Genomic DNA, 18,445 nt, shown 5'->3' with positions numbered 1-18,445 from the left:
CTAATTCATATTTTTTAATACATTTCTATAATCCTCTCCATTAACCACCCGGGTATTGTATTCCTGATTATACTTTTTAAGCCCTTGATCGCTTGGATAAATATCTGTTTCAGATGGCGGATAACTTTTCATTCCATGGTACGGTAACGGAGCAACTGTTTGTCCCAAAGCTGTATTCAAGTCGCCGTCTTTCACCCAACCAACATTATGAATCAGGAAGTCCCTTTTCCAACCTGGCTTTAACTCAGGCAACTGGCTCGCATCGTAACTAACCGTTGTTTCATCCCCCGCATTCGAGATAATATACTTACTGTCCGATTCCATCAACAAGGGAAGCACATCCCCGTATCGGGTATAATTTCCAGTAAGGTCTCTCCACTTTGGTGCTGTATCAACATCGTAATAGTCAAACCAGTGAGGCCCATAACGACTCCCCTTTCGATAACTCCTGGAGAAACCGCGATAGTGGATATCTGCTTCAATAGGGTCTAAAGTAGTTGAAACAATTGGCTCATTGGATGAACAATCAGAGAAGAAGACCTCATCCCAATAAACTTCCATATTTGACCGGATTCGAATTCGGTGGTCTGAAGTCAAAAACTTATCGGTCAAATCTGCAATTACCATTTTATCTTTTCCCATCGGGAATCCCAGATAATCGATCACGGTCTCCCATTCCCCTTTTTCATTAATTACCTGCAAATGGGGAGGCAATACCTGAAGTTCGTTTGATTGAGCTATCGCGTAATTGATACTGGCATCAGTTGGGAAAATCCATCCGTACAAAAAGATATGTAGATTATCTAATTCCGCTACATTTCCCGGATCTAAAACCAAATCATGCATTTTTGTTACTCCCTGGTATTCATCAGGAATAAAACCCGACAAGTAATTATCATCTCTTTCTCTGATAATATCCAAAACATCTTTATCATCATTGTCAATCGCTGATACTGGGTTGAATTTATTTTTCACCTGATAGATTGCAGCACCAGGGAATGGGGGTGGTGTAAACTGTTCAGGAACGTATACATCAATATTTTCCGGATGATCTACTGCAACCAGACTTAACTTGTCAATATAAATAGTTTCCCAAAGTTCTGAAGTTACCTGAATAGTATATTTGCCATCCTGTGGCTTAATGACATCACCAGGTATTTTAATATAGTCATCAGATGCATCTGCAAAACCATATTTGGTCTCTCCTCCCATTATACCTAAAGGCATACCAAGGGCGCTTCTCCATATAATATCTTTCACAAATACATATTTCTCTCCATTCCACGCATACAAAAATGGACAAGACCCTTTTAATGTCTGTGCCTCAATTAAGTCCTGATCTGCATTCGGAAGGAAAATATTCTGAGGAACTCCGTTGGTCCAGGTAATCCGGATCACATCGGCCTGGGTTCTTTCCCCCAAACCAAAATGTACATTTGGGTCAGTCACAACCATTGTTTGATAAAGCTCGCCAGCCCGAATCTCAACCTTTGCACCAATACCAAAGTAATTATTTTTAGCGCTTCCTGTTCGGAGACCTACAAGCTTCATTTTCACATAGTGATTTATGTTTCCTCCATCATTTCTTAACAAGGATATCCCTCCATCAAAGCCCACGATTAGCAAATCCATATCACCGTCATCATTGTAATCAAATAGGGAAATTTGACGCCCTTCTTTCTTATTTCTAGGCAATAATGAAGAAACATCGGAGAATTTTCCCTCACCATCATTGTGATACAAGAAAATACCTCTTTCACCTGCTGTTTTTGATTTTCCTACTATTAAAATGTCCAGCAATCCATCATTATCGAAATCGAAGAATTCAGAATCATACGCCTTCATATTCATCGCTCCAAAAATGTCTTTTGATTCCTGAACCAACTGAAATTTATCACCCAGGTTTTTATAGAAGTTAAACACGGTTCCATTATTTTCAGCAACAAATAAATCTAGGAATCCATCGTTGTTATAATCTCCGACTGCCAGGGAACTTACACCACCAGTAACCTTCAGGCCAGCTTGTTCTGCAATATCCTCGAACCTACTTTGCCTCATATTTGAGTAAAATGCGATTCCTGACTTTTCATAGCCTACAATTAAGTCAATATCACCATCATCATCAAAATCTCCGAATGCAGACGCAGTTGCTCTATCACCATCACCTGCCAAATTCATTTGTTTGGCATAGCTGACAAATGTACCATCACCATTGTTTCTATATACCAGATTTTCACCGTTTGTTGTTTCAAATAAATCCAGGTCCCCATCGTGATCCAAATCAAAAAACACCGATTTTTCGCCCCCGGTTTTACTGCCAATTTCCGCATCGTCAGTTATATCTTCAAACACGCCTTTCTCAACATTTTTATATAATAGATCGCCATCCTCACGAGTAATGTATAGATCCAAAAAACCATCATTATCAAAGTCAATGAATTTGGCGGAAGTTTCTTTCCCTGAATGTGACATACCAACTTCATCAGCAATATCATTGAATCTGCCCATCTCATCATTAAACAAGAAATGTTTGTACGAATTAGAAGTTGCATCGTAACATCCGGCATAAATATCAATATCACCATCAGCATCGAAATCAGCAGTTTCAACATGTGTCTTAACTTTAGATTTATCGCTTTCGGTAGAATATTTAGAAATAATTTCCAAACCTGAAGACTTGGTGACATCCGTAAATTTTATCACCTCTAAAAGTGACTTATCACCCAAAGCCTGCAATTTGGATTGCTGATCATAAACAATCAACGGAAATCCCACAACCGCTCCTCCCGGACCTTTCAGTTCAGTCATTCCAGCCTGATAAGTAGATGTAACTTTCAGGTAATTGTGAAAGATGGTGAATTGAATAATTGCCTGATCTATTTCGTTCTTTTTGAGTAAAATTAGGGTTTGCTCGTAATAGCTTATGGCTTCTTTGGGAAATTCGGGAAATTGTTGCTTAATAGTTTCAAGTTGTTGTACTGCTTTATCCGCATCTCCATTTTTAATAAAAATATCTGTTAGATTCAGTTGAGGTACGATATTTCCTTCAGCAATATTAGCAAGTTTCTGTGTGTATTCCTGGTATTTTTCTCCGGAATCATCCTTATTATCTGTCGAATATATTTCAGCCAAATTATATAGTACTTTTACATTTTCAGGATCAAAACTATATGCTTCCTGCAATTGCTCAAGTGCCTTATCCTTTTCTTCTTTCATTAAATAGACATTCGCTAAAAGCAACCTGATATCCGCATCTTTTGAATCAATATCAATCGCTTCAAACAATTGCTCCTCAGCTTCATCGTATTTGCCCATTCTCAAATAGGTCAGCCCAAGGTTTGCATAACCCAGTTTCTCTTTGGGTGCCAATTCAATAAAGTTCTTAAATTCCTGTTCTGCTTCTTCCAGTTTAAACTCTTCCAGATAAGCCAGACCTAAAGTTTTAGATGTTAAAAGCTTTACCAATTTCTGTTTATTTTCTTCCTCGGAGTTTCCGCAAGAAAAAAGCAGACCTGCTGCAATAATAACCACTAAAAACAAGCAAATCTTTTTCATGTCTCTTTTTTTATTCGATTCAAATCAGACTGATCTTCTAAATTTATTCAACGGGACAAACACTATCAATATTCACAAATCCAATATCCCCGACACGATTACCTCTCTCATCAAACTTGAAATTACCTGTCACCCCATTCTTTTCTATTCTCATCACCTCTTCCTTTAGCTTATGCCTTTGCAGTGCTGAATTCTTAATAGCAGTTGCCAAAACATAAATACCATCGTAAGTATACGCTGCTTTAACACCAGGCAAGCAAGCAAATCTTTCCAAAAAATCATCATGGAATTTACGCCAATTCTGACTTTGAAAATCAATCGTAGTTATAAAGTTAGTTTTATCGGGCTTACTAACTTTAATTTCATCGAAAAAAATTTCACTCTGAGCAGAAAGAGTCAAGTAAAAATGATTTTGCTCAGATTTTGCATTTAAGATTTTATTGGTTCTTTCGGAATTGGAAGGAATATTTACAAATACGACTGCATAGTTTTCATCGCTATCCTGATTAACCAGCTTCTCAAAATCAGTAGAAAAGTCACCCGAATTAAACTGGATAACTTCAACGTCTTTAAACGAGTTTGATTTATTTTTGATTGCCCTGCAGGCAAACTTAGAATCATAAGATTCATCAGCAATCAAAATTATTTTTGTAATTCTTTTTTGATTTACAATTTCCTCTATTAATGCATCAGCCTGCTGATTGTAGTTTGGCACACAACTGAAGTACCATGGCACAAATGCCTGTGATAATGTTGGATCGCCGGACCATGCAGACAAATAGACAACTCTCGCTTTTGCTGAAACCTGTTCTACCAAGTGGGCATTTCTCCCATCATGAGATCCCAAAATAGCCCAAACATGATCGTTAAAAATCATGTTTACCGCTTTAGTTCCTCCAATGCCCCAAGGCCCTTCCATTGACTGAATGACTACCTTCAATGGATGTCCCTGAATTCCACCTTTACCATTAATTTGCTCACAAGCCAGCTCTGCTCCTTGTATTGCTCCCTTCCATTTATGATCCTGTACCAACAAGCCCAACTTAATGGTGTCATTTTTACCAATTTCATGCTCTCCCGCATAAAGAAAATTGATATTTACAAGTAGCAATATGAAGTATACAAAGCCAATATATTTTGCAACAAACAATCCCATTAAAACGCTCCAAAAAGTTTGGTGATCTCAATTGAACCTAACTAATTTACAACAAAGAATCAATATCCTGCGATACTTTTTGAATGTCTTCTTTTCTCCATTGGTGGAGTTTCAAAAAACTGAAATTTCCCGTTTTCTACTTTTGACATCCAAATATCTCCAATATCATTCCAGCTACCATCAAAAATAATCTCTCCAGTTACCCCTTTGTACCCCTGATATGTTTTCATATCAGTAAGTAAATCACGAATAAGCACCCTATTTAACCCAGCTTTGAGAACTGATTTAATAATCATATTCATTCCATCATAGGCATGAGCCGCAAACACATCCGGTTCAATTCCAAATCGCTGTCTGTAGCCAGCCTGAAATTTCTTTAATTCAGGTAGATCTGCACTGGGATTATACTGACATGTTGAGATAATTCCATTTGCATTTGCTCCCGCTACTTCTAAGAATTTAGTTGACACTACCCTATCAGATGCATAGACAAGCTGTTTCAGTCCCATGCTACGTGCTTGGTTTAATATCAAAGCGGATTCTTTAGCATTTCCCCAAATAAGAATAGCATCAGGATTTGTCTTTTTAATATTCTCAAGCTGCATAGTAAAGTCAGTCTCCCCATCGTTATATCTTTCCTCGATTATAATTGGATGCCCCATGCGAACGGCTACACCCACAAATTCCATCACACCTACCCTTCCATAACGATTGTTTGCACGAATCACAGCAACACGATCGTGTCCCATCACATTATACATGTAGCTTGCCAACGCATAACCACTTTGTCTGTCATCACTAATCACACGAATCACCCAGGGAATATTAGTCTCGGTGAAAGTGGGATCCGGATCCCCCGTGTTGACATTAGCAATTTCACATTTTAATGTAGCTCTGATAGCAACATGAGAATTGATATCGTCAATGGTTCCTAACCACGCCCAAACTTTTTCATCATCCATTTTAATCACTTCATTTGCTGCAGCGCCCCACAACCCAACATCATTGTGAACCATTAACTTAAAAGGCAATCCCTTATAACCATCTCTTTTGTTTGCTTCCTCAATAGCCAAAGTTGCACCATTTAACATCTGTTCCCCTAAATCCTGAATGATTGATCCTTCCAACGGGCCAAGAAAGCCAATCCGAACCTCTGTCAAATCTGTTGGTTCAGGTTTTTCCCTACCAGCTCCATAAAACTCAATTGGTTCCAGAAAATGGTACTTATATGCCTTTTGAAAATTGTTGTACGGAAACACTTCATCTGGCGTTTTACCATACATCATTTTATCTTCCTGAGCTGACAATTTAATTATCGGCGATAAGATCAGGATTATTGTTAACCAAATCCAGAAGTTTTTTTTCATGAAGCATTGAGTTTAAAGTATTTCATCTTTTTTTTTCTAAATGGTTCAAATTACAGTATAAGATTGTCATTCGAACACCTCTATTCTGCTTTACAGATTGCATATACTTCCAATTCTACCAACAGCGTTTCCCAACAAAGTCTGGCTTGAATACCAGTACTTGCAGGAAGAGGATCCAGATTCATCCAACTAAAAAAGGTAGTACGTATTTTATTAAATTCTTCGTAATCCCTTTCAATATCACGCAAATAGTTAGTTGTCCTTACTACGTCGTGCCAACTCATTCCTTCTGCCTCCAATAAGGATGTAATATTCCGGTAAGTTCTCCAAAGCTGGGCTTTAAAATCGCCAATATGCTCCGGGTTACCATACTCGTTTACACTAGCAGTTCCTGAGATCAGTAGTACCTTATACCCTGCGAAATCTAACCTTAACGCTCTTGAAAACGAAGATGGTTTCTGATAATCATAGGCCTCATTTAAAACCTGCGGTACATGTACTACATGTTTTTCAATTGGAGGCCTTGTTTCGTGAACCGTAGGCGTTATAAAATCACTTATTGTATGTTCTTCTGATAATATTCCCAGTTTCTTCATCTCGACCTGCTCCCCGTCTGTCAATTTTGACAGGTCAATCAATACTTTTTCCATAAGATTAGTTTTTTTATTCGTTTATTCCTCATAGTTTATCCTTCATCAAAAAATCCTACTTCTGTAATTCTCCACGGCATACCCCATCAGATGTTGCAACCCAAATAAAATCACCCTCCGCGTCAACACCAATAGTGAAGTTATGTGAGATTGAAGGTGTCAATTTGATTTCGCTTTCCAGTTCACCTTCAATAATTATGGCTTCACCATTCTTATCTGATTCATTCTTCTTATAAGTCACCCAATTGGTTCCATCCGTACTACTTAAACCTCTATCTGTACAAATGAATACAACCGGACCTTCTGCCCTTATAAAATTGATGAAGTTGCTGGCAAGTCCACTATCATGATCAAAATAGCCTTTCCAATGCACCCCGTCGTAGCGACTTAGTCCAAAATAAGTAGAAACCCATAAAATTCCGTCAGCCCAGGAAGTTGTCGTCGTAATATCATGAACCACGCCATCATCCGGGAATAAATCAATTTCCATATTCCCATCAGGATCCACATAATCCCTGAACTTCTTTGTTTTCGTGTTATATTCAATTACGCCTCCACCCCATGCAGCAATGAAAATCTTCCCATCTCCTGCAGATACACCATAAGTCCATGGCTCGTGCATTGGCGCGTTCATTTCTGTGAAAATTTCCCATTGTTTGGTAAATGTATCGTAATGTCCTGCACCACCTCCTGTTGCTACCCAAACATCTCTGCCATAGCAGATTACAGAATAAACCAGGTCATTTGGCATTCCACTGTTAAACTGCGTAAAGTTTTCAAATTTTCCTGCTGACCATCTGGATAATCCACCCATAGTACCCAACCACACGTCACCTGTCTGCTCACTAACATCAATTGCAACAACCCCGTTATGAGCCAATCCATCCGCGGTCGTGTAAGTAGTCCACTTTTCGTCCTCATAAACACAGAGCCCATCGTGCGTTCCAACCAGTACGCGATCCCCGTCTATCCGCACAGCATAAGTTTTATTGGAGGGCAATCCATCTTTTTTTGTAAACGTCTTCCAATTTGCATAAACCGGCATCCTGCTATCCTCTGAAACGGCATTCCTTTCAGAAGACTCCAACTTCTGATCAGGCTTATTTTTCATTCCTGAAACATTCAAAGCCAAGCTCAGTGCAAAAAGTATGATTACATTAAACTTTATCATGATCTTATTAATTTGTTTCATATGATGGTTTTTTTTCATTTACTATAATCCGCTCAAGTTGTGGAGCACTCAATGATTTCAGATACTCTATCAAGTCATTTAGTTCAATTTTTGTTAAGTCATTAACATATCCATGGTCATCTTCACCTCCATAAATAGTCCAAATTTCCTCCAACGTTTCTGCACGTCCATCATGCAAATAAGGTGCTGAAGAGTAAATATTATTTAAATGAGGAGTATCAAACAGGATTGAATCATCTGAAACTGCAAGCGTCCCTACGTCTGCCAGTTCAAAATTTGAAAAATAGGGTGCTGGATGGCAGGTCACACACCTTCCGTTTTCTGGAATTGGCTTTCCATAATTATCAACACTCCGTTCAAAGATTTCTTTTCCTCTCAACTGTGAGTCTGTAAGTTTTCCATCCGGATTATACATTAGATTTGGCGGATACTTAATGCCCGTTTTAATGTATGCAACCAGTGCATCCAAATCCGGATAACTGAATTGCTCTGTGCGTGTAAGCACTGTTGAAAAACGTATTCCGTCTTGCTTGTAGACTGTTTGATTTTTCCCATTCCACTTGAAAGGGCCTGTCCCGGCAATCTCTCTCAATGACTGTGTGTTTGTCACATTCCTACCCATATCTTTACCTGCCATGTTGTAAACAAGCCCATCTTCATGCGTATCCGGGTGACAAGTATAACACGAGTATTGATATTGGAAAGTACCACCTGAGCTATTCAATATTCGACGTCCGCGTCTGGCAACTGTAATTCGTTTTGGGCCACCTAAATCAATTCCCCGAATGTACTCAAGTGAATTTGCATCAATAACACCAATCTCATCGGCCAATTGTTCCGCCACATACAACCATTTACCATCTGGTGATATTACAAGCCCTTTAGGATTTGATCCGGTTTTAATACGTTTCGACACAAACCTGCTACTAATTCCTAAATTATTGGCATATTTTTTTAAAAGATTAGGCGATGTGGATTCCAGTATTGACCGTATTGAATCAATTTCTATAACCGAAATAAAATCGGTGCCGGAACTTGACAGAAATGCTCTTTTACCATCAGGACTTACAACAATATCAAAAGGATCGGCGTAGTATGCATTAGGCTCATCAGCCAATAGTTGGTAAACAACCTCCTCCCCATCATCATCTTTACAAATAATACCGAAGCCATTAGTCATCATCCAACCACGTTCAACCTGAATCGTAGGAATCAGATTTTTGGGCCTAATCAAACTAACCAATGCCAAATCACCTGATGGAGTAAAATCGATATTCTCCATCATATATGCAGACTCAACTTTAAGCAACTTCTCTACAATTTTTCTTTTACCGGACACTTTGGCGAGTTCACTATACATAGGCTCGCCATATGGAATAATTTTAGCACGTCTGCTGGTTACATAAAGTCTGTCTCCATCTGGTGAAATTGCAACACCGGTGGGATTATTCCCCGTTGTAAGTCTTTTAATCTCCTCTGACTTTTCAAGATTAATTACAGATAAATCGGAACTAAATGAATTTGCAGCATAAAGAAACTTTCCATCTGCGCTCAAAGCTAAGCCAGCCGGCCCGTTTCCAGTTAAAAGAGTGTCAGATACAATATTTTCTACCAGATCAACAACAGATATGTTGTCTGCCCACTCGTTACTAACATAGGCTGTTTGTCCATCTTTTGACAAAACGATACTGTGAGGGTGTTCGCCAACCTTAATTTTATCCAAAACCTGATTTTGAGTGGCATCAACAATAATTAATTCTCCCGCATCCTGAGCCACTACATATAATTTTTGTCCATCATTAGAAACTGCCATGTTTATTGGTGAACAGTAATCTTCATTTATCAGCTTCGAAATAAAATTATCTCTTTGCGTGTATAGGTGGCAGGAAGTACAAAGTAAAGGATGATCTTCAACTGCAGTCTTTTGGTTAACATGCATCCTAGCTAATTTACGCCCGGGAAAGTAAATAATTAGTGTAATCAGAATGATTATTAGCAGCAATATTAATTTAGTCTTCCTCATAACTTTCGAATTCTCTTATCTGCCAAATTTTTATTTAACATGTTCCAAATCAATCGTTCCATGTGTGGTGCCCTGAATGGATGAACCGATCCGCACCGGGTCTTTCCGGATAGCCATCGGCTGCCTGTTGTCCGGGGCCTGTTCTCTGTCTTCATGACAACCGACACAACCACGACGCTCATTAGATCTTAAATAAATCCAACTACTTGGTCCATTGATAACTTTTCCATCTTTATCGAGTGTCTGCAACCGGAAAGGGGTGTTAGCATCAACTTTCAGATAAAACGAACCGTCGGGCTCAACAGCAACCTCACCTAAGCTGGAATTTAAACCTAGCACCTCCATCGTCACACCCAGAACCGGGTCTACCTGTTCTTCCATCTCATTGAGGTCTCCGCTGAAATTAATATCCTGGCACATGATCAGTCCGACTGATGCACTTTCTGTAATTTCGCTAGGTAACTTCCTCGGTCTTTCCCGCTTTTCAGCCCGGGTAATCTCGGTGATATCGTATTCTTCATCCCGGAAAATCAATTCTTCCGGTTTATTGGTAACCGGATTAAAACGGTATAAAGAATAACGATCAGAAGCTGAAGGCCTGTATGAAACCAGATATTCACCAATTTTCATCGGAAAAAATCCATACAATCCACCTGAAAAACCTCCAGACAAATCAGATACACTATGCAGTGGGCGACTATACTTTATGGATAAAAGGCTATTTTCCTGATCAGCGCCCCCATTTTCACAAAAAATGATTTTCCCATCTCCCGTTTCAAGAGGCCTACTTAACAATTCAGAACGGACTTTCCCTTTATAAAACATCTCTTGTTTTGAGCCATCGGGTCTCATCACCATAAACATCGACTCCTTAATTTCAGGATATTGTTGGCGGCTGATCGTCAACACCCGACCATCCATCAGAACAGTAGAAGCAAAATAGTTAGCCGGATTGTATGTTATTCGTTTCTCATTTGTTCCGTCGAGCTTGCAAGTAAAAAGAGCGTGACCTGACTTTAAAGAATCATTTTCCATTTTTTTACTGTACACAATCCTGTCTCCCGGTATATAAGCCGGATCTGTACAATCATCAGTCCCATCAGTAATTTGTCTCGATTTTAAATTGGAAAGATCCATTTCCCATATCTGCCACACATCCTTTTCCGTTTTTTTTGCAGAAAAAATCATACGGATACCAGTATAAGATACTTCGGGAGACCGGGCAGAAGAAAATTCTTTTGTAAGAACGACGGGTAATTCATCCTGTTCCTCAAGATCTATCGCAACAATTCGTGAAGCTAAAGGATACCTCCAATTTTTTCCACTTACAAAATCTGCCTCATCCTGACCTACAGGAACCTGGGTGCAAATAATCATCCCATCAATCGATGTCTGCTGACAGGAAAAAATAAAAATACACAATATGCCTACCCACAAGGATGTGAATAAAATACCAGTTACGTTTTTTTTCATAATGCCAAGTATTAGGATTCTGTTATCCTAAATATTTGATTCACTTTCACATTTTCAAATACCTGTGTTTTGCCTGATGGCCAAATAACCTCAATTTTATCGATCATCTGATCTTTGCCAAGTCCAAAATGGATCCGTGGATCATTCTGGGAAAGGTACCCGGTTGTACTCTTCTTCTGCGCAATCTGAACTTTTTCACCAGTTACAACCTTCACCCGACAGCCAATACCGTCCCAGTTACTTGTTGTTCCAACCAAGTCCAAAATGATCCAGTTATTATTGTTACCTTTGTTGTTCCTTAAAAATTTACCTTCGCTGTCCAGGTTCACAACATAGATATCCACATCCCCGTCGTTGTCGTAATCCCCCAAACAGGCGCCACGGCCAACAAATTCCTCTTCAAAGTATTTCCCAAGCCCAACCGAAACATCATCAAACTTCCCTTGTCCAAGATTTTCAAAAATCTGATCCTCCATCCCGTAAGCGTGCTTAAGTTCACCATTGGTTTTAAAGAGGTCTGCATCTCCATCATTGTCATAATCAAAAAATGATGAGGACCAGCCCACAAACTGGCCGGATGCTACAGAAATACCGGATACATAGGACTTATCACTAAAAATTCCATTCCCTAAGTTTTCATACAATGAGCAATAATTGTCATCGGAAATAAACATATCCAGTTTACCATCACTGTTAAAATCTGCAAAATCAACGGACATGCTTACCGTTGCCTCCCCAGCCTGGCTAAAACCGGTACCGGACATCGTACCTTTATCGGTAAAACTTTTTCCACCATCATTGTGCCACAGGTAATTCACCGTGTGGTCATTAGCTACGTAAACATCCACATAACCATCTTCATCATAATCTGCTGCGCCTACACCCATGGCCCTTCCATCCTCGTCCATAATACCCATCTGTTCGGTGACATCTTCAAAGGTTCCGTCTCCACGATTATGGTACAAAACATCTACCTGACTGTCATAGGCCAAAGGTCCCGGAAATCCATCCGGGGCATAATAATAGTTGTAATCAGGGTCAAAAGACAGGTAATTACCCACATAAAGATCCAGTAGCCCATCATTGTCATAATCAAACCACACCGCTCCTACGCTGCATTCATTCCCTCCTCCGACATTCGCTTTTTTAGTTACCTCACTGAATGAACCATTGCCATTATTCTTGTAAAGCGTATTGGATCCATAATTGCTTACATATATATCCGGGTAACCGTCATTGTTATAATCGCCAACAGTCACACCCATGCTGTACATCGGGCTGCCTACTTTCGCCTGATCAGTGACGTCCTCAAATGTCCCGTTCTGAAGATTATGGTATAATTTGTTCCCCGGTAAATGTTCCGGTTTTTCTGATTTACTAAAACCTTCAATCCAAGTACCGCTACAGACATACAAATCAATGAATCCGTCTTTGTCATAATCTAGAAAGGCTGCACCCCCACCAACTGACTCAACGATATTTTCCAAATGTTCGGATCCTATTGAATGAACAAAATCAAGACCAATAGCCCCTCCAATCTCTTGAAAAAAATCCTCTGTTGCTGCTGGCAACTTAAGCTGATTTTGTTTTTCTTCTGTCGAAGATTTACGCATTGGATTGCAACTAAAAAAAAGAAGTGTGATGACAAAAAATAAAGAAAAGTAAACGCACCGTCTCAACCTCTTATAAAATCCCATCTTATTAAATGCGAAAGCCATAGTTCGTTTTAGTTTTTTAGTATAAACCATTTCTATAATACGAATAATTCACAAACTGACTCTCGGACCAGAAAAGCCAATAATATTTATTCGAATATTTTATAGAAATGGTTCCCTTCTAAGACCAAAAATGATATTTAATCCCTACATTTTTTAAGACTTTTTTTACTTAAATTTTCCCATCTTACAAGATGTCTTCAATGCAGTGAATTCATTTACAACAACATAAAATGGGAAAATCATTTTGAACTAAGGTTTATTATTCTACCTGCTTAATACATGTAAATAACACGTTTACATCTCATTAAACGGAAGCCAAACTTTCATTTTACCAGCTTCTCGGTTATCCCATGCATTATATGGAATAAGAGTCAGGACGCCCTGCCCAGTATTTGTTTGAATTTTCTTCATCCCACTAAGAACTCCACTAGCATTCCTCACTTCAAATTTGTTTGAAGCATCCAAATTGATATCACCCCAGCTCAATTTAGCATTATCCATCTCCTCAATGCAATAAACCAATGGTCCTCTCTGAATAGCACGAGCTCCAACATTAGCTTTAACTCTTGGATCTGCTTCAACTATCTCAACTGGCATATCCATGTTTAAACTCACAGTATCACCTTTTTTCCAAACCTGCTTCAAACTCAGATAGCCTTTCACAACATTGGGTTGCTCGATGGGCTGCCCGTTCACCAATACCTGGTAGGAAGTACACCATCCGGGAATACGCAAATTCAGCTCAAATTCGCTTTCTTCTGCTGGGGATACTCTAAAATCAACCTTCCCTTCCCATGGGTAATTGGTTGATTGCTCCAAGATAACTTTCTTTCCACCAAATTCAATTTCAGATTCACTCTGGATATACAAATTTGCAAATACCTTGTCTTCACTGGCTGTATAGACATAATTTCCTACCGATGGTAAAAATCTGGAAATATTGCTGGGACAACATGCGCAACCAAACCAACGCTGGCGATGATGATCACCATCTGATTCCAACGGATTCACATAAAAGAAAAGGTCTCCCGAAAGCGAAACACCAGACAATACTCCATTATACATCGCTCTTTCCATAATATCTGCATAGAAAGACTCTCCTGTTAATAGATTCATCCGGTTGTTCCAGTACACCATCCCGATTGAAGCACAGGTTTCTGCATAAGCTTCTTTATTTGGCAAATCATAATCCTCAGTAAACCCTTCATTAGATTTTGAAGAGCCTATACCTCCTGTAATGTACATATTCCTTAAAACAACGTCTTCCCAAACGCGTTTCATCGCATCAATATACCCTTCATTTTTTGTTTCAGTTGCAACATCAGCCATCCCTGTAAATAGGTACATTGCCCTTACAGCATGCCCTTTAATATCGGTGATTTCAGATACCGGAACATCATCCTGACAATAACTGGCCCCGTGGAATCGGTCGCTATCCCAGATCGTACCTCTTCCATGGCCGTGTCCACGCTCCTGCAACAACCAATCTGAAAAATTCAGGTACTCTTTATTTTCAGTCAAATGATAAAGTTTTACTAAAGCTAGCTCAATTTCTTCATGACCAGTTACCCAATGTCTTTTCTCTGGACCGAAGGTATCCATCAGGTGATGAACAAATTTTTCGGCAACTTTAAGAAATGAATCCCTGCCAGTAGCACGGTTGTGAGCAATCGCAGCTTCAATCATATGACCGCCACAATACATCTCGTGCTTTTCCATATCTGTCCATTTCTCATCCGGATGGCTTAAGCTGTAATAAGTATTCAAATAGCCATCTTCTTCCTGAGCCTTGGCAATATAACCAATCCAGGTTTCCAACAGCGCTTCCAGCTCAGGATTAGGATTATTTATAAGAGAATAAGCCACCCCTTCCATTGCTTTATAGACATCGGAATCATCAAAAAAAATCCCCTCATGCTGACCTTTTTCAAGACCAGCTGCCCTCATAAAGTTGGATATTCTTTTAGTTGAGTCCTGCATCTGGGCGATACAAGTGCTTAGAGTTACTTTTGAGTGGGTTTTTAATCTACTTCCCCAAAAATCATCAGTAATTTTCACTGACGTAAAAGGCACTGACTGCCTTTGTTCCTGCGCTCTGATATTTACTCCGATTAGTAATACCAGTAAGGTCAAAACTGTAGTGATAAGGTTTAATTTCATGTGTAATTTAGTTTAATAAAATAAATGCTCTCTTAGGGATATACGCCGCTTGACAAAACGTCGCACTCCCTATCAAGAGAGACCTGATTTTTCTATTTTCCCCTACTTTCAGAATTCGATTTTTTCACCTCAACGATAGATATAAGTCACTGAAATTATATTTAAAATCTCTCACTAAACCCTATAAAAAAATAAACTCCACAACACCTTGCCAACAGAGCAACTGATTTTATAAAAATGCTACGTTTATTCATAATATTCCATTAAATACTCAAAATGAGTGATTTTTGATTCATCCTTTATGCCTCGATTTTTTGAAGAAAATAAGAATACACTAGTACCTCCTGGAAAATACCAGCAAAAAAAACCTTACTGAACGGGGAATGTATTTTAGAAAATATAACTGGGAATATCTTTTTCTCATATTTTGATAAAAGATATTTTATTTATGAACTTCTTCAGCAGAGTGAAACATCTATTACACTTAATCTGTTTTATTTCTTAATAGGAGAGAAAATATATAGATACCTATAACAATTCCAAGAAAATATCGGGACACCAGATTTGAACCTAGGATCTCGTTTTAAATCAATTACTGAGGTTTATATTTTTCAGGTATATAAAATATCAACTATTTATTATTTAAAACAAGGACTAGATCACAAATGAACGGATATAAAGAATCACATTTATAGTAAATAGTTCCGTTTAAAGTTTTCGCTGAGAAGATGCCACTGTGCCTCAAATATGCCTCAAAAAAAAAGGGTTTGTAATGACCTGCATTACAAACCCTTGAACCACTTTAAAAGTAGCGATAGGCGCGCTACTAATCCAACCATCACCAAACACTCACATTCAACACTTTAATCTACTTATCAATACTTTAATGACTTTTTCAAGGATTAATAAGAATCAATTACAACCATTAAAAATCAACTGCAAACAGCTTTAGTTTCTAATATATTTCTAAACAGAAAAAGAATTCGTATCTTTATATATTGCTATTTATTAAATGAATACGAATAATGTCAAGTTTCAATCTATTCCTACATAAGCCTTACGTTTCTAAAAAAAGAGACAAAAATGGCAATAAGATACTTTCAAAGGTAAAAACAAGGGTTTATTTATATATAATCTACAACAAAGAATACAAAGCAAGTTTTAAAACAGAATTTGAGGTTATTCCAATTCAATGGAACTTTGACAAACAACGCCTCAAACATCAAGTAGCAGGTGCTGTAGTAATAAATAATCGCATCGATAGATTCCTAAAAGATATTGAACTGCAATACAATTCAATAAGAAATGATTTTCCAGATATGGAATTCAAGGAAATAATGCAAAACATTAAAGAGTTTATTAAATATGAAATTTCACCCTGCTACGCTAAAGAAAACAAAACCTTTTTTGAAGTATTTGAAACGTTTATTGATGATAAAAGTGAAAATGTTTCTCACTTAACCGTAAAAAAATATGAAACTGTTAAACGCAGTCTGAAAAACTATGACCCTAGTCTTACCTTTAGTCGAATCAATCAGAGTTATTACAATGATTACATTAAGCATCTGCGTCAACAAAAACCAACGGGAAGACAAAAGACACGAAACGAAGGCAACCAAAAAGGACTACTGAATGATTCAATTGGGAAATATATAGAGGTTCTTAAAAACTTTATGAGATGGGCTTATGAGAACAACTATTCGAAAAATACCAACTTTCAAAAAGCTTGGTTTAAAGTCAACCAACGCTCCAAGAAGCAGCAAGAATTAGGTAAAAATGACATTATCACTTTATCTGAATCCGAACTGATGAAGTTTTACAACTTTGACTTTTCTGGAATAAAACGCTTAGAACGTGTTAAAGATGTATTTTGCTTTATGTGCTTCACCTTACAACGATGGAGCGATACTAAACAATTCAATAAAGAACAAATTACACAAGTGGAATTTGATGGGCAACAAGTCACCGCATGGCATTTTAACCAATACAAAACGGGCAAAGAAATTATTGTACCATTTATTGGCTATTTAGCTAATGCTTTTGATATTCTTCAAAAATACGACTACATATTACCAATTATCAGTGAGCAGAATTATAATAAATATTTAAAAGAAGCTTGTAAAGTTGCAGGTCTGAATAGAGAATGTACTTTTCGCAGATTTATTGGCCAAAAAGAAATATTAGAAACTAAACCACTATCTCAATTTGTATCTTCCCATACTGGAAGGCGAACTGGAATCACAATTCTTTTAAACGATTATGAATTACCCACTCATTTTGTGAGAGACTTATCTGGTCATAGTGATTTAAAAACGCTTGACAAGTACCTAAATAAAAGCAAAAAATCTTTAATAAACAGTTTGCAGAAACATACAACGGAGAGAAAAATTGCAACCTTAAAAATCGCCAGATAATGGATGACGTCAAATCATATAAAACAAATAAGAAGCGTTTTTTCACCAGGTTACAATTTAGGTGTGGTACATATCGTTTTTTTGGGAAGTATAATAATGCAATCGATGAAGCTCTCAAAAACATTAAAACAATAGACGAATTTAGGAATAATAATATGCCTGAATTAACCCTATTTACAACCTTCTATGCACGAAAAGTGCAAGGCGCTATAAAAAATAGCACCATAAATCCTTCCAAGTTGGATTCTAAAAAAGCCCGCGAAAATAATCAATTGGTTGATTTTCTCAATAGATATAGAAGTAATCCTGTCGGTAAAATAGATAGCTATACATCAGGAAAAATTCGAAAAAAGCTGAGAACAACTTACCCTATTGACAAAATTACTTTTCATGAAAAAAGCACAAATGATAAAGTATCTATAAATAACTTTGATCTAATACCGAAAATAATCTTTGTTTTAATAGACTCTGAGGAGTTTGATGACAAATTGAAAGAGTTTACTAATTCTAAACGTAGTAGTTCTTATTATGTAGAATTATACAAATCATTAGCACCTGTAAGTCTTCAGCCTAATTTGAACTTTTATGGGTTATTAAATTAAGAGATGGTTTTCTTAATTTAATAACCCATAAAAGTTCAAATTAGGCTGAAGACTTACAACATCTCGAACGAGTTTCAGAAGTTTATCGACGACAACGATATGAAACATGTTCGTGGAGCGCCGTATCATCCGCAA

11 protein-coding genes are annotated in these 18,445 nt (G+C 37.8%); 2 read left to right on the top strand and 9 right to left on the bottom strand.

Annotated features, from left to right (window positions below):
* The 9 genes from ACUNWD_RS18720 to ACUNWD_RS18680 form a co-directional block, all read right to left on the bottom strand.
* A complete protein-coding gene (locus ACUNWD_RS18720) occupies window positions 1-3,555 on the bottom strand; it encodes an FG-GAP-like repeat-containing protein (protein ID WP_445589388.1) in 3,555 nt (1,184 codons plus the stop codon).
* 43 nt (window positions 3,556-3,598) lie between these two features.
* Window positions 3,599-4,711: an ABC transporter substrate-binding protein gene (locus ACUNWD_RS18715; protein WP_445589387.1), complete on the bottom strand. Its 1,113-nt coding sequence runs from the start codon at window positions 4,709-4,711 to the stop codon at window positions 3,599-3,601.
* A gap of 59 nt (window positions 4,712-4,770) precedes the next feature.
* Window positions 4,771-6,078 carry an ABC transporter substrate-binding protein gene (locus ACUNWD_RS18710; RefSeq protein ID WP_445589386.1) on the bottom strand — a complete coding sequence of 436 codons (1,308 nt, stop codon included), beginning with the start codon at window positions 6,076-6,078 and terminating at the stop codon, window positions 4,771-4,773.
* A gap of 80 nt (window positions 6,079-6,158) precedes the next feature.
* On the bottom strand, window positions 6,159-6,728 hold the full coding sequence (locus ACUNWD_RS18705; RefSeq protein WP_445589385.1) for a Rid family hydrolase: 570 nt from the start codon (window positions 6,726-6,728) through the stop codon (window positions 6,159-6,161).
* Window positions 6,729-6,783: 55 nt separating this feature from the next.
* Window positions 6,784-7,920, bottom strand: a complete 1,137-nt coding sequence (locus ACUNWD_RS18700; RefSeq protein ID WP_445589384.1) for a hypothetical protein — start codon at window positions 7,918-7,920, stop codon at window positions 6,784-6,786.
* On the bottom strand, window positions 7,907-9,943 hold the full coding sequence (locus ACUNWD_RS18695) for a beta-propeller fold lactonase family protein (protein ID WP_445589383.1): 2,037 nt from the start codon (window positions 9,941-9,943) through the stop codon (window positions 7,907-7,909). Before ACUNWD_RS18695 ends, ACUNWD_RS18700 begins: the two co-directional genes overlap by 14 nt.
* A gap of 30 nt (window positions 9,944-9,973) precedes the next feature.
* Window positions 9,974-11,416 (bottom strand): HzsA-related protein, encoded by a 1,443-nt coding sequence (locus tag ACUNWD_RS18690; RefSeq protein WP_445589382.1) that lies wholly within the window; start codon window positions 11,414-11,416, stop codon window positions 9,974-9,976.
* An 11-nt stretch (window positions 11,417-11,427) separates the two neighbouring features.
* Window positions 11,428-13,029: a CRTAC1 family protein gene (locus tag ACUNWD_RS18685; protein ID WP_445589381.1), complete on the bottom strand. Its 1,602-nt coding sequence runs from the start codon at window positions 13,027-13,029 to the stop codon at window positions 11,428-11,430.
* A gap of 399 nt (window positions 13,030-13,428) precedes the next feature.
* On the bottom strand, window positions 13,429-15,294 hold the full coding sequence (locus ACUNWD_RS18680) for a glycoside hydrolase family 127 protein (RefSeq protein ID WP_445589380.1): 1,866 nt from the start codon (window positions 15,292-15,294) through the stop codon (window positions 13,429-13,431).
* Window positions 15,295-16,319: 1,025 nt separating this feature from the next.
* Here ACUNWD_RS18680 and ACUNWD_RS18675 point away from each other — a divergent pair.
* Complete coding sequence (locus ACUNWD_RS18675) at window positions 16,320-17,708, top strand: phage integrase SAM-like domain-containing protein (RefSeq protein WP_445589379.1); 1,389 nt, start codon at window positions 16,320-16,322, stop codon at window positions 17,706-17,708.
* Entirely contained in the window at window positions 17,708-18,310 is a 603-nt protein-coding gene (locus tag ACUNWD_RS18670; RefSeq protein WP_445589378.1) for a hypothetical protein, read from the top strand. The genes ACUNWD_RS18675 and ACUNWD_RS18670 overlap by 1 nt, the downstream gene beginning before the upstream one ends.
* Window positions 18,311-18,445: the final 135 nt, after the last annotated feature.

It is taken from the genome of Sunxiuqinia sp. A32 (assembly GCF_052690465.1).
The sequence above is the reverse complement of the archived record's forward strand: the minus strand, read 5'-3'. Positions and strand labels throughout refer to the sequence as shown.

Bases quoted from the DNA above. Each gene is read 5' to 3' on its own strand.
- ACUNWD_RS18720 (WP_445589388.1), bottom strand. From the start codon at position 3,555: ATGAAAAAGATTTGCTTGTTTTTAGTGGTTATTATTGCAGCAGGTCTG.
- ACUNWD_RS18715 (WP_445589387.1), bottom strand. From the start codon at position 4,711: ATGGGATTGTTTGTTGCAAAATATATTGGCTTTGTATACTTCATATTG.
- ACUNWD_RS18710 (WP_445589386.1), bottom strand. From the start codon at position 6,078: ATGAAAAAAAACTTCTGGATTTGGTTAACAATAATCCTGATCTTATCG.
- ACUNWD_RS18705 (WP_445589385.1), bottom strand. From the start codon at position 6,728: ATGGAAAAAGTATTGATTGACCTGTCAAAATTGACAGACGGGGAGCAG.
- ACUNWD_RS18700 (WP_445589384.1), bottom strand. From the start codon at position 7,920: ATGAAACAAATTAATAAGATCATGATAAAGTTTAATGTAATCATACTT.
- ACUNWD_RS18695 (WP_445589383.1), bottom strand. From the start codon at position 9,943: ATGAGGAAGACTAAATTAATATTGCTGCTAATAATCATTCTGATTACA.
- ACUNWD_RS18690 (WP_445589382.1), bottom strand. From the start codon at position 11,416: ATGAAAAAAAACGTAACTGGTATTTTATTCACATCCTTGTGGGTAGGC.
- ACUNWD_RS18685 (WP_445589381.1), bottom strand. From the start codon at position 13,029: ATGCGTAAATCTTCGACAGAAGAAAAACAAAATCAGCTTAAGTTGCCA.
- ACUNWD_RS18680 (WP_445589380.1), bottom strand. From the start codon at position 15,294: ATGAAATTAAACCTTATCACTACAGTTTTGACCTTACTGGTATTACTA.
- ACUNWD_RS18675 (WP_445589379.1), top strand. From the start codon at position 16,320: ATGTCAAGTTTCAATCTATTCCTACATAAGCCTTACGTTTCTAAAAAA.
- ACUNWD_RS18670 (WP_445589378.1), top strand. From the start codon at position 17,708: ATGGATGACGTCAAATCATATAAAACAAATAAGAAGCGTTTTTTCACC.